12 protein-coding genes are annotated in these 15,079 nt (G+C 57.0%); 9 read left to right on the plus strand and 3 right to left on the minus strand.

The window, feature by feature from the left end; all coding sequences use genetic code 11:
* Positions 1-16: 16 nt before the first annotated feature.
* Positions 17-1,066: a DMT family transporter gene (locus tag CLR77_RS14245; RefSeq protein ID WP_097461330.1), complete on the plus strand. Its 1,050-nt coding sequence runs from the start codon at positions 17-19 to the stop codon at positions 1,064-1,066.
* On the opposite strand, the gene CLR77_RS14250 is transcribed toward CLR77_RS14245, so the two are convergent.
* Complete coding sequence (locus CLR77_RS14250; protein ID WP_319823066.1) at positions 1,063-1,515, minus strand: SirB2 family protein; 453 nt, start codon at positions 1,513-1,515, stop codon at positions 1,063-1,065. The two genes, CLR77_RS14245 and CLR77_RS14250, sit on opposite strands and share 4 nt — an antisense overlap.
* 104 nt (positions 1,516-1,619) lie before the next feature.
* Here CLR77_RS14250 and CLR77_RS14255 point away from each other — a divergent pair, with 104 nt between their 5' ends.
* Genes CLR77_RS14255 through CLR77_RS14265 form a run of 3 tightly spaced genes read left to right on the plus strand, consistent with a single transcriptional unit; the run spans position 1,620 to position 6,908 of the window.
* Complete coding sequence (locus tag CLR77_RS14255; protein WP_097461331.1) at positions 1,620-2,651, plus strand: AI-2E family transporter; 1,032 nt, start codon at positions 1,620-1,622, stop codon at positions 2,649-2,651.
* Positions 2,652-2,711: 60 nt separating this feature from the next.
* A complete protein-coding gene (locus CLR77_RS14260; RefSeq protein WP_097461332.1) occupies positions 2,712-3,860 on the plus strand; it encodes an efflux RND transporter periplasmic adaptor subunit in 1,149 nt (382 codons plus the stop codon).
* Between the two features lie 3 nt (positions 3,861-3,863).
* The gene (locus CLR77_RS14265; protein ID WP_097461333.1) at positions 3,864-6,908 is read left to right on the plus strand and encodes an efflux RND transporter permease subunit; all 3,045 of its coding nucleotides are present in this window, start codon (positions 3,864-3,866) and stop codon (positions 6,906-6,908) included.
* 179 nt (positions 6,909-7,087) lie between these two features.
* Here CLR77_RS14265 and CLR77_RS14270 read toward each other — a convergent pair whose 3' ends face one another.
* Complete coding sequence (locus CLR77_RS14270) at positions 7,088-8,332, minus strand: EAL and HDOD domain-containing protein (RefSeq protein WP_097461334.1); 1,245 nt, start codon at positions 8,330-8,332, stop codon at positions 7,088-7,090.
* 151 nt (positions 8,333-8,483) lie between these two features.
* On the opposite strand from CLR77_RS14270, the gene CLR77_RS14275 reads away from it, so the two are divergent.
* The 5 genes from CLR77_RS14275 to CLR77_RS14295 all read left to right on the plus strand — a co-directional run bounded on the left by CLR77_RS14275 (position 8,484) and on the right by CLR77_RS14295 (position 13,942).
* Positions 8,484-8,831, plus strand: a complete 348-nt coding sequence (locus tag CLR77_RS14275) for a zinc ribbon domain-containing protein YjdM (protein ID WP_097461335.1) — start codon at positions 8,484-8,486, stop codon at positions 8,829-8,831.
* A 107-nt stretch (positions 8,832-8,938) separates the two neighbouring features.
* Positions 8,939-10,216, plus strand: coding sequence for an NRAMP family divalent metal transporter (locus CLR77_RS14280; protein ID WP_097461336.1), 1,278 nt, complete (start codon positions 8,939-8,941; stop codon positions 10,214-10,216).
* Between the two features lie 226 nt (positions 10,217-10,442).
* A complete protein-coding gene (locus tag CLR77_RS14285) occupies positions 10,443-11,519 on the plus strand; it encodes a fatty acid desaturase (protein ID WP_097461337.1) in 1,077 nt (358 codons plus the stop codon).
* Positions 11,520-11,720: 201 nt separating this feature from the next.
* Positions 11,721-13,151 carry an NfeD family protein gene (locus tag CLR77_RS14290; RefSeq protein ID WP_198962770.1) on the plus strand — a complete coding sequence of 477 codons (1,431 nt, stop codon included), beginning with the start codon at positions 11,721-11,723 and terminating at the stop codon, positions 13,149-13,151.
* A 62-nt stretch (positions 13,152-13,213) separates the two neighbouring features.
* Entirely contained in the window at positions 13,214-13,942 is a 729-nt protein-coding gene (locus CLR77_RS14295; protein ID WP_097461507.1) for a slipin family protein, read from the plus strand.
* A 24-nt stretch (positions 13,943-13,966) separates the two neighbouring features.
* Here the strand turns inward: CLR77_RS14295 and CLR77_RS14300 are convergent, their stop codons facing one another.
* Entirely contained in the window at positions 13,967-15,076 is a 1,110-nt protein-coding gene (locus tag CLR77_RS14300) for an ABC transporter permease (RefSeq protein WP_097461338.1), read from the minus strand.
* Positions 15,077-15,079 lie beyond the last annotated feature (3 nt).

Raw genomic sequence — 15,079 nt, forward strand, 5'->3', positions numbered from 1 at the left:
CAATGCCGAGGGCCTGATGTCTCAGAAATTCTTCCTTCCCGGAGGCGCCCTGGCCGCATTGGTCGCGGCGGCGCTCTTTGGTGCTGGCACGCCAGCCTCGAAATGGCTGCTGGACAGTATCGGTCCCTGGCTGATGGCCGGATTGCTCTACCTGGGATGCGGTCTGGGGCTGACGCTGTACCGGTTGCTGACCCGTCCGCCTGCTGTATCGATGGCGCCCGCGGAGTGGGGATGGTTAATCGCAGCCGTCCTGGCCGGTGGCGTGGCCGGGCCCGTATTGTTGATGTTCGGCCTGACGGGAATGCCGGCCGCCTCAACAGCCTTGCTGCTCAATGCAGAGTCCGTATTTACTGCCTTGCTTGCCTGGGTATTCTTTCACGAGAACGTCGACCGACGTATCGCCCTGGGCATGTTATCCATCGTCGCCGGTGCCGTTTTGCTGAGCTGGCCGGCCCACCTTCAATTCTCCAGCCTCTGGCCCTCCCTCTGTGTGCTCGGCGCCTGCCTGGCCTGGGGCGTGGACAATAACCTGACGCGCAAGATTGCCTTGTCCGATGCGAGTTTCATTGCGGCGGTTAAAGGGTGGGTCGCCGGCATTATCAATGTATTGCTGGCCGTCATTATCGGAACATCGATGCCGCCTGTTCATGCCATGCTGGGTGCGCTGGTCGTCGGTTCACTGGCTTATGGCGCCAGTCTGGCATTGTTTGTGGTGGCATTGAGGGATCTCGGCACGGCCCGAACCGGTGCCTACTTTTCAGTCGCCCCGTTCTTTGGTGCCGTGCTGGCCATTTTCTGGCTTCGCGAGCCGCTGAATGGACACCTTATTGCCGCCGGGGCACTGATGGCCTTCGGTGTCTGGCTGCACCTCACCGAGAAACACAGCCATCCCCACACCCATGAAAGCCTTTTGCACGATCACTGGCATGTCCACGACGAGCATCACCAGCACGAGCATGATTATCCGGTTGCTCCGGGCGTGAGGCACAAGCACGTTCATCAACATGCGCCGTTAACGCATAGTCACCACCATTTCCCTGATGCTCATCACCGGCATCGCCACTAAAGGACACTGAACAGGGAGGTAGGGACGACCTGTTTTGTCAGGGCAACGCTGACGATATAGAAGAACATAAATAGCCCAAGAGCCAGGCAGGTCACGCGGATACGGCGTGTGCGGCCCCTTTTGAGGGCGAGGGTGCCGAATCCAATATACGCAAACAGGCCAATGACTTTCGCCGTCAGCCAGGGGGTTTCGAAGGGATACTGGTGAATCATCCATGCCAGGATCAGTGCACTGGCCAGCAGCAGGCTGTCGACGACATGCGGCACCACCCGGATCCAGCGCTGTCGGAGCCGGTCAGAGCCGGTCATCATCCAATATCCCCGGATGCTGAAAAGAATGAATGTGGTTGCGACCGCTGAGATATGGACAGTCTTTATGATGAAAAAGGACAGCATGTTCACGGGTCCGGTTGGTCGGTGAATGCCTGTTTTTGCGAAGCAGCCTTGCATTCAGGAAGTCTACACATCTCCTGGCGTCGGTGGCTTCGCAATCGTCTCAAAATTCCCCATAATCGGCTCCTTCATCCGCAAGGATCCCATGGAGTTGTTGCCGCATGTATGCTTTTACTCCGTCGACCGCCCGTTTTCTGGCGTTCTGCTGCGCCGCGCTCGTCTTCCTTTTCGTTCTCAAGCTGTCACTGCTGGCCCCCCTGTATTCCGGGTTGCTGACCTACGCCCTGGTGACGGCCCTTTCGGGGCGGCTGGCGCAGCACGTGCCGCATACCCACGGCGCAAAAGTCTTGTCGGCCTGGATCGTGGCGGCGCTCGTGGCTGTGGTGCTGGTGGGGATAGGGCTGGCAATCCATGCCCAGGTCCGGAATGGTTTTGGTTTGCAACGACTGCTGGTTGAGATGAGCAAGATCCTCAGTTCCGCACGGATTTGGCTGCCGCACTCGCTGAGTGCACTGCTGCCGGAACAGAGCGATTTGCTCAAGGAAGCCGGTGACTGGCTCAAGCAGCATGCGGCGCTGGTCGGCGCTGCCGGACTGGGCACTCTTAAACTGTTTGGCTATATCGTCGTCGGTATCCTGCTGGGTGCCATGATCGGTGTGAGCGATGTTACCCGCGAAACCCCTTTGGGGCCGGCCTCCCGTTATCTGATGGCGCAGGTGATCGGGCTTCGTGAGGCCTTTTGGCAGGTGGCCACAGCACAGTTGAAAATCTCAGCGTTAAACACGTTGTTGACCGCGATTTACCTGGTGGTCGCGCTCCCCATCGCCGGCATTCACCTGCCGTTTACCAAGACCTTGCTGATCATCACCTTTGTCGCGGGATTACTGCCGGTTCTGGGTAATCTGGTTTCCAATACGGTTATGGTGGTTATCAGCCTTTCGGCCTCGTTGAACGTGGCTTTGGCGTCGCTGATCTTCCTCGTTGCGGTACATAAGCTGGAATACTTTGCCAATGCCCGCATTGTCGGTGGAGAAATCAAGGCCAAGGCGTGGGAAATCCTGCTCTGCATGCTGGTGATGGAGCGTATCTTCGGCATAGTCGGTGTGATCGCCGGTCCCGTGTTCTACGCCTGGATGAAAAGTGAATGGCATCGCTGGGACCGAGCCAGCGAGGATGTCATCCGTTTCTCCTGAGCTCCTAAGTATCCCCTAATTCAAGTGGGCTAGCCTGAGTCGAACGGACTCTGTCAGCCCATGTTTTCGATTTTCCATGGGCATCCACCGAAGGCCGGCCCAGCCGTCATGCCATCGAGACTGATTGGCATGCCGCTGAGTCCTGTCAGCCTTGAGCCTTTCCGGAGCTTGTTCGCCATGCCCCTTCTGCGGTTTCTGTTGTTACCGATCCTGGTTGGCGTTGTATCTATGGCGATGGCTTCACCGTCGCCTAAGGTGTTTCACGTCGAGCTTCGTCCTCTGCAGCAACGGGTCAGCCTCTTTGCCAAGGTGGTCGCCAGCCAGCCCGTCTCATTGTCTGCCAATGCCTCTGGACGTCTGAGCGGGTTCTCCCTGGTCGTGGGCGACAGGGTTGCGGCCGGTCAGATGATCGGCCGTTTGGAATCGCCAACAAGCGTGGCCTCTCAGGCGTCTGCTGAGCAGGCTTTCCAGCAGGACGAAAAGGATGTCGCCTTCTATCGTCGCCGGCTACAGCTGATCCAGCAGAAACAACATCAGCGTTTTGCGACAGAAGCCAATGTGCTTGAGCTGACGCAACAGCTTAGCGACAGTGAATCCCGTCTGGCCATCGCGCGAATGCACCTCGACGCCCTGAGGCAGGAATCTCGGATCCTGGCGCCGGTGGCGGGGCAGATCGTCGCGATCAAGGCCGGCGAGGGTGACCATTTGACGCCGGGGCAAGCCATTGCAACGATTCAGCCCGACAAAGGCCTCTGGTTGAGGGCTGAAACCTACGGCGAACAAGGTTTTAAGCTGGCGCCCGGAGACAGCGGACAGTTTCGTGCTGAGAGTTCGGGACGCCATGTCTCGGTCGAAGTCGTGTCCCGGTATCCGGATCCGTCTTTACCGGGCCGCTGGTGGGTTGACCTGAAACCGGCCAGAGTCCCTGTAAATTGGTTCCCCGGTGAGTTCGGCGAGTTACGCCTGACCATAAAAAGCCGGCAGCTCCCCGCGGTACCCACGAGCGCTCTGATACTGGATGCAGGCACCTGGTGGGTGATGCAGGAGATCGCCGGTAAGGCCACGCCCGTCGAAGTCAGTCTTGCAGCGACCCAGCAGGGTTGGAGCTGGATCAGGAAAGGGCTTTCTCCGGGGGACAGGGTCGTTATCGACGGTGCTTACGCGCTGTACCACAAGGATTTCTCCAGCCACTATTCGAACCCGGACTGACCTGTGGCGACCACTTTCCGTATCCCGCTTCGTTTGCGACATCCGCTGCTATGGCTGCTGATCTATGGTTGTCTGGTACTGGCCGGAATCTATGCGCTGCATAACATTTCCGTAGAGGTATTGCCCCAGTTCCGCTTTCCCCAGATAAGCGTGGTGGTTCATGCGCCCGGGTCGACGCCCGTTGATTTAGAGAGCCAGGTAGTTCGCCCCCTGGAAGCGCAGTTGATGACCTTGCCCGACGTAACGGAAGTTCGCTCGGTCATGGGAGAGGGGGCCGTCGAAATCGACGTCCGTTTCTCTCCCAATAGCGACGTGCATCAGGATCTGCAGGCTGTCCAGTCGGCCCTGGACCGAGGACATGCTTCGTTGCCGCCGGGTGTTCAGCCTCATGCGGAAATTATGGGTAATGCCATCAACGAAGTGGCGGATTATGCACTGAAACTTCCCGCCGGGGTCTCTGTGGTACAGGCCAAAACGCTTGTGGAAACACGGATTGCGCCGGCTTTACGCGCGCTGTCTGGCGTGCAGAGGGTCAACGTGTTCGGTGCGGGCGACGAAGCGATCTGGATCGAACCCCATCTCGCGCGTCTCCAGGCGTATGGCGTCACCGTGCAGACGCTGGAGGCGGCCGTGCGTTCGCAGGTGGTGTTGGGGGCGGATGGTTACCTGAGCCTGGGGCACCAGGATGTTTTCCTGGAAGCAAGGCACCTACCGGTTTCCGCTGCCGAACTGACGCAAATCATGGTCAAGGGGACCAAGGGCAGGGTGCCTCTTGGAACGCTGGCAACGGTAGTGCACGGGGCTGTCCCGACACATAATGCTGTGGCGCTCGACGGATTGCCTACGGTGATCATGACCATTTTCAAACAGCCAGGTGCGTCGACCTTACCGGTGACACACGGGCTGGCGCAGGTTCTGAACGACACCCGTAACCAGCTTCCAGCGGGTGCCCGTTGGGTAAAACTCTATAGTCAGGGGCATCTCGTGGCACTGATCGGTGCCGACCTGGGACGCAACCTGGTTGTGGGCGGGATGCTCGCCATCCTGGTGCTGTTGGCGCTGATCGGGCCCCGTCGTGGTGGGTGGATACTGGCGATCAGTATTCCGCTTTCCCTGCTGCTGGGGATCGCCGGTCTCTATGTGTTGGGTCAAAGCCTCAATCTGCTCACGCTGGGGGCGCTCTCGATTTCTGTGGGATTGCTGGTGGATGATGCCATCATCGTTTTTGAGAGTATCTGCTATCGCTGGGAAACGGGGCTGTCAGGGTGGGCCGGCATCCGGGCGGGTCTTGGCGATATTGTCGGGCCGGATATCTCCGGGACGCTGACCACGGTATCGGTTTTCGTGCCCTTGCTGTTTGTCGGGGGACTCGCCGGGCTCTTCAGTATTCCCTTTGCGTTGGCGATGAGCCTGTCCCTGCTGGCGTCGCTTCTGGTGTCCCTGACGCTCATCCCATTGTTGATGAGCCGCGTTCGCGACAGAAAACCTGTCAGTGTTGGTCTGGGTGAACGCCTGATTCACCGGTTACAACAGGCCAATGCGCGCCTTTTCGAGGTTGCATTGAGGTATCCAAGAGCGAGCCTCGCGGCCTGCGGCGGCTTACTGGTTTTCAGCCTGTTGCTGCTGGTGCTGGTGCCGGTCGACTTCCTGCCGCTCCCCAATGAAGGTGTCTTGCTGGAGAGTTTCACGCTGCCGCCCGGTACCTCGCTGGTCGAGACGCGCAAGGTCGCAACGGGCATTAGCGACCGCCTGATGCGTAATCCTGCAGTTGAACATACCTATATCCGGATGGGTTCGCCGGGCGACACCTCGTATATGGAAAACAGCTACGCAGGCGAAATCGAGATCGTCCTGAAGCCTTCCGTCGCCGATCATAGCCTGGACCGGCTGGCTGCCTCCCTGTTGCAGGTCAGCCAGACTGACGGCGTTCAATTGGCGATGGGCACCCCAACCCTGGAACGCGTGGGCGAGAGTCTGTCCGGTTTGCCGCAGCCGTTCGTCCTCAGGTTGTTCGGGCCCAGCCTACAGCGGTTACGGCAACTGTCCGAGACTGTCACCGAGCGCCTCCATCAGGTGCCGCTCCTGTCGGATGTGTTCGATGACGACGGTTATCCCGTTACGCAGTTACAGCTCGTGCCGGACATCCAGGCGCTGCGTTATTACGGGCTGAGTCCCGCGGATTTGGAAGTGCAGCTGCATCCGCTGTTGGGCGGAGACGTCCTGGCAGCGCTACCGGATGGTGATCATCACCTGGACCTGTATCTGCGCCTGAAAGATGTCAAGGATCTCAGTCTCGCGCAGCTGCGTGAATTGCCGGTGCACAGCGATGCGGGGTGGGTTCCTTTGAGGGCGGTAGCACAGGTACGGTGGTCGGCGATTCCCAATCAGATCCGTCATATCGACGGCGCTCGTGCCCTGGATATTACGGCTATCCCTCTCGGTCCTTTGGGGAGCGTTGTGGAGCAGGCCCGGGCTGCGCTTGCCTCATTGCATTTGCCTCCAGGCTACCGAATTGCCTTTGGTGGCCTGCTGCCCGCTTTGGAAAAGGCCGGGGTTACCCTGCTTACCGCCGCTGTACTGGCGTTTGTTCTGATGGCGGGCTTGCTGGTTCTGCAGTTTGATGGCCTGCGCGTTCCGGGATTATTGCTCCTGCAACTGCCACTGGCGGTAACCGGAGGCGCGCTGGCACTTGCTGCCAGTGGCGTGGGACTCAATGCGACCGGACTGGTCGCTTTTCTGACGCTTATCGGCATAAGCCTCAATCACGGCATCGTGCTGTTACATCGGGCGCGTCGCAATGAAATGTCCGGCATGGCTGTTGAAGCAGCGGTGCGCGAGGCCATAAAAGTGCGATTCCGGCCAATTCTGCTGACGACGGTCACCGCGATTCTTGGCATGCTTCCGACAGCTCTCGGCTGGGGAAAAGGGGCTGCGCCGGAGCAAGGGCTGGCGATTGTGATTCTCGGAGGGATTGTGTGGAGTGCACTCCTGAGCACAAACCTGTTACCGGCACTGTATCTTTGGCGGTCAACTATCAAGGGCCGCTGACTGTTCCGGGGATTAATGGCAGGTATGAGCCTTAGTGGCTTCCTCGAACGGATACGTTCAGGGGGTCCTTAAAGAAATCCACATGAGGGGAAGGGTCTCGTAAAATCGACGGGTAATTGTTGGCGAACCTGTACAAATCCTTATTGGCTTCGATCTGTTGCAGATAGTTCGCTGGTTGGTTATTCGGAGCTGCTTTCGACCTCTTCAGCCCATTGGATACTGTCCCTGTAATCCACCGCCAGATCTGTCGCGGCAACGCCGCTGCGCTTGAGCAATGACAATTGCAGGTCAGCCCATTTGCCGCGTTCGTATGAAAGCACGGTGTCGAGAATCAGGCCAAGGGGGCCTCCTTTTTCAAGTAGGGCTTTGCGCAAACTCTCGTGCAAGGGAATCAGTTCCAACACTTCGGCCATCGGTGTGTCAAAAAAGGCATCGATGCATGAGAACAGGCCCGTGGTGAAGGCCGCATCCTTATCCCTGATGCCCATCCTCTGTGCGATGAGTTCAGCAAATCGGGCTCGCGTGAGTGCCAGCATTTGCAGCGCATGGGGTTTATCTTCCAGCTTGGCGAGAGCCAGCATGCTGATCAGCGCGCGGATGCGGTTGAGCCCCAGCAACATCACGGCGGTATTGATCGAGGTGATTTCGGCAGAGCGTCGCAGCGCCGCCGAATTGACGACTCGCAGCAAACGGATGCTGAAAAAGGAATCCTGCCGTATCAGTTGCATGATTTCCTGCAGCTCCATCTGGGGCTTATTGACGGCCGTCAGCAGGCGCAATACGGAGAGTCGGTTGTTGGGCATTTTCCGGCCCCTGACCACTTCCGGCCGCGCGAGGAAATACCCTTGGAAGAGGTCGCAACCGGCGTCCATGCAGCGACGAAGGTCTTCCTGGGTTTCCAGCTTTTCTGCAAGGACCTGGACGCGCCGCTGCTTGAGTTGATGGACGACACCGGACAATTTGTCGGCGGGGCAGGCGGGATATTCGAGCTTGATAATATCGGCGTAGTGGACCAGCGGGCTGTCCAGGTTGCCAATGACGAAATCATCGAGGGCGAGGCGATACCCCATCTGGGCCAACTGATCCAATACCGGACCGAGCGAAGAATCCCATTCAATCGTTTCCAGCAATTCCAGGACCACATGGTCCGGTGCAAAGGGTATTGGCTCACAAAGGCGTTGCCGGGTCATATTGATAAAGGCCGGCTTCCCGTCACACACCTCCTGAATGGTGCTTTCGATGAAGGCGTTCAGCATTACTTCGTTGGTTGCGAGATCTCCGTCGAGGTTATTCGGCGCCATGTGCTCGTTGTTTTCGGACCGGAATAAGAGCTCATAAGCGGCAACCGACAGGTTACGGTCGAATATGGGTTGTCGCGCAAAAAGAATGGCCGGTCCGGAGATTTCTTGTTGTTGGTCTGTCATCGGCGCTCCCTCTGCCTGATACCTTTGGAAGTGTAGCTTCTCCAGGCAATGTCAGCGAACGGTACTGTCGGACCTTGCAGGCTCTCCCAAAACTCTCCAGGAACGACTATCATGTGCGCCCCGATAACCACGCGTTTCATGAGGATATTCAGTGAACCCTTTACCGCCTTGCCCCCAGTGCAAATCCGAATACACCTATGAAGACGGCAACCTCCTGATGTGTCCAGAATGTGGAAATGAATGGAGCCCTAACGAAGCTTCAACAGCAGAAAACGTTAACGAGGGGAAAGTCGTCAAGGACTCTGCGGGTAATACGTTGCAGGATGGGGATACCGTCACCGTGATCAAGGACCTTAAGGTCAAAGGCTCGTCCTTGGTGGTCAAGATCGGCACCAAAGTCAGGAATATTCGCCTGGTTGAAGGCGACCATGACATCGACTGCAAAATCGACGGCATTGGTGCGATGAAACTGAAATCCGAATTCGTCAAAAAGGTTTAGCCTGCTGGTGCCTAATCCGGGTAGAGCTGATCCAGCTCAAGCGGTGGGTATTGAGTTTTTGCGACTTATATTGATAATGAGTTTCATTTGCGCGCCGGAGAAGCAGTATGACGCACATGGTGGACCCCTCTTTGTCGGATAAGCACCTTACCAACAGGCCTCTGGCACGTTGGCGCCTTGCGCTGTCCGTGTTTGGGCCCGGTCTGGTCGTCATGCTGGCCGATACCGATGTAGGTAGCATCATCACGGCGGCGCAAAGTGGTGCCCAATGGGGATACCACCTGCTATTGCTGCAGATCATCCTGGTTCCGATCCTGTTTGTGGTCCAGGAGCTTACTGTTCGCCTCGGTTTAATTACGGGACGTGGCCACGGTGAGCTGATTCGCGAGACGTTCGGTCAGGGGTGGGCCTGGTTGTCAGTCTCGACGTTGGTTGTTGCATGCATTGGTGCCTTGTTGACAGAGTTTTCCGGCATTGTCAGCGTTGGTCGGCTCTATGGTGTGCCAGGTATTGTAAGCCTGAGTCTGGCCGCCGGATTCCTGATTCTCGTTGTCTGGACTGGCAGCTACCGCCGCGTAGAGCGTGTCGCCATGTTGATGGGGGGCTTCGAATTAGCGTTCTTTTGGGTTGCCGCCAAGGCACATCCCAACCCTGCGGATATTGTAAGTGGGCTGGCGCACATGCCGTTGAACAACTCCGCTTATCTTTATCTGGTTGCGGCCAATATCGGTGCGGTGATCATGCCCTGGATGGTGTTTTACCAGCAGTCAGCCATCGCGGATAAAGGATTGCGTCCGGAAGCACTGCGCTATGCCCGTTGGGATACGGCGATTGGCGCCGTCGTTACGCAGTTGGTCATGGCGGCCGTGTTGATTGCCGCGGCTGCAACCCTGGGTGCCCATTCCGACGGAGCCCCCCTGAATACCGTCGAGCAAATCAGTGAAGCATTGACACCTTATCTGGGGGCCGATATCGGCCGCCTGTTCTTTTCCGTCGGCATACTGGGCGCGGCCATGGTCGCTGCCATCGTGGTATCCCTGGCTGCGGCGTGGGGCTTGGGGGAGGTTGTGGGCTACCGCCGTTCCCTGCAGGACACCCCGACCAAGGCCCCTTGGTTCTACGCGGTTTTCTCATTTGTTGTCATCGCGGGGGCGCTGGTGGTCGGCGAAGCACAGGATCTCGTCGCATTGAGCTTAGCGGTTGAAGTGATGAATGCCTTGTTGCTGCCGCTTGTCCTGATGTTTCTGTTTATGTTGGGGCGGAAGGCATTGCCCGAATCTCACCGCCTGAAAGGCGGCTATGCCGTTGTTGTCGCGGCAGTCATTGCTGTCACGGCGGGCCTGGGTGTGTACGGCGGTCTGGTGGGGGTTTTCGGTCACGGTTGAAGATTTGATAGAGCGACGCGTCATAAACAGGGTAAATAATGGTACGCATTGTTCGGTTGGTAGCGCAATTGTCACCCAATTATGGGACTATGGATCGTAGTCGTCTATCAGGTGCCTGTTTGGAATCAAGGCTCAAGAAGGAGCGCGCGCGAGGGAGATAGAAGCCATTTTTAAGGTTGGCGTGCAATAGTCGATAGTTATTTATTCACGCTGAGGTTAAAAATGCATGAGTGATCGTCATACACTCGAAAATAATAAACGACAAATCATCGACCGTTTCTCTCAAAAGAGCGACATTACTGCTTTCAGCCAACTGGCTCTCACATTAATTCCTTATGGCATTTTCTGGTATCTGGCGATCGTTAGCTGGCCGGTTTCCGGGCTGCTGACGTTGCTCTGCGGTGTTTTTATCACCCTGTTTCTGTTGCGTATCTTTGTGTTGATGCACGAGTGTGGGCATAACGCGCTGTTTGCCACTTGCCGCTACAACAAAATCGCCGGGTTCCTGTTGGGGGTACTCTGCGGCATGCCGCAGTATGTCTGGTCGAAAAATCACGACTTCCACCATGCGAATAATGGCAATTGGGAACGTTATCGGGGGCCCTTGGGCACGCTTACGCGGGAAGAGTACACGGCGCTTTCCCCGCGGAAACAGCGTCTATACCACATGACCCGCAACATTTTTTTTGCACCTGTTGGCGGCTTCCTTTACCTCATTTTCAATCCCCGATACACCTGGATCAAAGGCTCGATCCTGCTGTGGTCTAGTGTGCTGAAACAGAAAATGGCGACCCCCGGTCTTCCGGTTGCTTCGATCATCCGTGATTTCAAATGCCGCTATTGGAAAAATGAAAAGGAATACTGGCACATGACGGGCAATAATATTGTCCTGCTCTCGCTGTGGGCTTTGATGTCGATAGCGGTTGGCCCAGCCTTGTTCTTTACGATCTACCTGCTCACCCTGTCCATAGCCGGTGCCGGAGGCATCATCCTCTTTGCCGTACAGCACAATTTCGAGGGTTCCTGGGCTGCGGATGATAAGAACTGGTGTTATCACCGTGCGGCGGTTGAGGGCACGAGTTTTCTCTTACTGCCGACGTGGTTGAACTGGTTTACGGCCAATATCGCCTACCACCACATACATCATCTTTCTGCTCGTATTCCCAACTATCGACTGGCCGCCTGTCATCAGGAGTATGAGTACCTTTTTGCCGACGTTACCCGGATTAAACTTCGCCATATTCCAGCAGCGCTCAAGAACAATATCTGGGATGTGGACCATCAGCGTATTACGACGATCTAGTCTCGACGCGACACTCGTTAAGAGTGTCGCGGCCCAAATGCTCGCCGCATTTATCCCACCGGGATCAAGGAAAACGCAAAAGACCCACGGTTCATCTCGCCCGCCTGCCTAATCCGGCGTATTGTTGAAATTCGTATGAATAAAAGGAACCTTGGTCGTTGTTTCAGGGCCGAGACGGTTATTCAGGAGCGGGAGTGGCACATGATTCGTACACGCGGTTATGCCATGTTAAGGCGCTGGGGCGCGTGGCTGCTTGCCGGAATTGTCGTGCTATCGGTTGGCAGTCCAGGGTCGATGGCGCGGGAACAAAACTCGCGCACGGCCTTATTGCTGACCATCGACGGACCCATAGGGCCTGCAACGACGGATTACCTGAAACGAGGACTGTCGAAAGCCGCCCACGATGGCGATGCGTTGCTGGTTATCGAACTGGATACCCCGGGTGGGCTGATGAATAGCCTGCACGATATCGTTAAGGCGATCCTGGCATCGCCGGTCCCTGTGGTGACTTATGTGTCGCCGTCTGGCGCGCGCGCGGCGAGCGCCGGCACCTACCTGCTTTATGCCAGTCATATCGCTGCCATGGCACCTGCCACTCATCTCGGCTCCGCAACACCGGTTCAGCTTGGCGGAATCCCCGGCCTCTCGGACGACAAGGGACAGGATAATGAGGGTAAGTCGGCGAAGAACGCCATGGATCGCAAAATTACGGAAGACGCTGTCGCCTATATTCGCAGCCTTGCAGAGCGCCGTGGGAGAAATGCCGATTGGGCCGAAGAGGCGGTGCGCCACGCCGCAAACCTGGATGCCCAGGCAGCGCTAAAACGCCACGTGATCGATGTAGTGGCACCAACCCTGGACGATGTTTTTCGCCAGATCGATGGGCGTCAAGTCATGATGGCTCAGCAGATACAGGTCTTGCGCACCTTGAATCTCACGGTGGTGCGTTTCGATCCGGACTGGCGTACCAATCTGCTATCCGTCATTGCCAATCCCAATATCGCGTATTTGCTCTTGCTGGCCGGTTTTTTGGGGCTGGCTATCGAGCTGTTCAATCCTGGAGGAACGGTACCCGGCGTGGTGGGTGGTATCTGCCTGCTACTGGCGTTGTTCGCGTTCCAGATGCTGCCCGTGAATTATTCCGGTCTGGCACTGCTTGTCCTGGGATTGGGGTTTATTGTTGCGGAGGCGTTTGTGCCCAGTTTTGGCGTGCTTGGCATTGGCGGCATTGTGGCCTTTGTGACGGGCTCTATCCTGTTGATGGATGGGCTGCACCCGCAAGTTTCCATACCGCTCATCGGTGGCACGGCGTTGATCGCGGCAGGATTCCTTCTTTGGATGGTGACACGGCTTCTTGGTTTTCGCCGACGACCGCCCACCACCGGCGAACCGCAGATGATCGGCTTGTCAGCCCTTGTTCTCGACGATTTCGTTCAGGATGCAGAAACCGGCCGCTGGCGAGGGCGCGTCCGTGTGCGTGGCGAAAATTGGCTGGCGTTGGGTGAGCGCGCTGCCAAAGCGGGCGATGTTCTTGAAGTAACCGGTATCGAGGGACTTCATGTCTTCGTCTCGGTAATCCATCAAGGGACCGACGGGCCGGGTGAAAATATGGCCGACGGTCAGGGAAACTGATCCTTAACCCAGAAGGGAGATCGACCGTGAGTGAATTGATTGCCTATCTTGTACCTCTTGTAATGGTGGGGCTGATTATCGGTTCCGCCATTCGAATTGTTCCCGAATACCAGCGGGGAGTCGTGTTTTTCCTTGGACGCTTCCAGGCTGTCAAAGGGCCGGGATTGGTACTGATCGTGCCCGGTATACAGCAGGTCGTCAGGGTGGATCTGCGGGTTATTACCCATGACGTGCCGGCGCAGGATGTTATCTCCAAAGATAACGTTACCGTCCGCGTCAATGCGGTTCTCTACTATCGGGTCGTCGATCCCGAAAAGGCGATCATCCAGGTCGAGAATTTTGGCAACGCCACCAGCCAATTGGCTCAGACGACGTTGCGTTCCGTGCTTGGCAAGCACGACTTGGATGAGATGCTCTCCGAAAGGGATAAGTTGAATCGGGATATTCAGGAGATCCTCGATGCCCAGACCGAGGCTTGGGGCATCAAGGTCGCCAATGTGGAGATCAAGCACGTCGACCTCAACGAAAGCATGATCAGGGCTATTGCACGTCAGGCTGAGGCGGAACGTGAGCGTCGTGCCAAGGTGATCCATGCCGATGGCGAACTGCAGGCGTCACACAAACTGTTCGAAGCGGCGGAAATCATGTCGCGCAATCCGGCAGCCCTGCAATTACGCTATCTGCAGACAATGGCGGATATGAGCAACAACAGCTCGTCCACCGTCTTTTTCCCCTTGCCGATAAACCTGATGGAAGCCTTCGAAAAATTGCGGCCGACTAAGCCTGAGTAAGTGAGCCGCAAGGGGAAAGCTGTATCAGGACAGCCGTTTGCGGAACAGCCACGCGGCCGTGATCAGTGTGACCAGGCCGATCACGGCCATTGGCCAGTATTGCGCGGTCAAGGCGGAGAAATCCGCGCCTTCCAGAAACACCTTTCGCACGATAATCAGGAAGTAGCGCATTGGATTGATAAAGGTCAGGTACTGCACCCATTCCGACATATTGGCGATGGGGGTGGCAAAGCCCGATAGAATGACCGATGGCACCATGAATAGGAACGCCCCCAAGAGTGCCTGCTGCTGGGTGACGGCCAGCGACGAAATCATCAGGCCGATACCGGTAACCGACACGACAAACAGCAGTAGCCCGAAATAGAGCGCCAAGAGTTCCCCCCTCAAGGGGATATCGAACCACCAGACCGTCGCCGCAATAATCACCGTAGCCTCTATGCCACCGATCAGCAGGCTGGGGAGGCCTTTCCCGAGTAGAATGTCGAACTGTCGGAGCGGCGTTACCAGCAACTGGTCAAAAGTCCCCGTCTCCCGTTCCCTGGCGACCGACATCCCAACAATCAACAACGTCACCAACTGCGTCAGCAAGGCGATGATGCCGGGCACGATAAACCAATGTGAATCAAGAGTTGGGTTGAAGCGGGCGCGCATATCCAGCACCGCCGGGGGCGGTGGGGCGCCTTTTCGGGCGTTCCAGGCAAGAGCGTAGTCGTTCAGTATGTTGTTGGCATAGCCCTGTATCAGCAACGCAGTGTTGGAGTTACGACCGTCCACGATCATCTGTACCGGCGCAGGGTGGCCGCTCAGCAGGTTGCGTGTAAATCGCGGGTCGATGACCAATACCATTCGAACCTCGCGGGAATCGATGAGATCGTCGATAGGTTTCTCGCTCTTCAGATTAGCCACGACATTAAAGGTAGGGGAGCCGGTAAAGTGAGCCACCAGGTCCCGCGAAGCGGCACTTCGGTCCTGGTTATAGATGGCGATGGGCACTTTGTTGAGATCGAAGGTCGCCGCGTAACCAAACACCATCAGTTGGATTAACGGCGGGCCGATCAGCACAACACGGCTCTTACGGTCACTGAGTACCGTGAGCAATTCCTTGATAAGCAGTGCAAGCACCTGTCGCCACATGGG

It is taken from the genome of Mangrovitalea sediminis (genome assembly GCF_002514725.1).
Taxonomy (GTDB): Bacteria; Pseudomonadota; Gammaproteobacteria; order Pseudomonadales; family Oleiphilaceae; genus Mangrovitalea; species Mangrovitalea sediminis.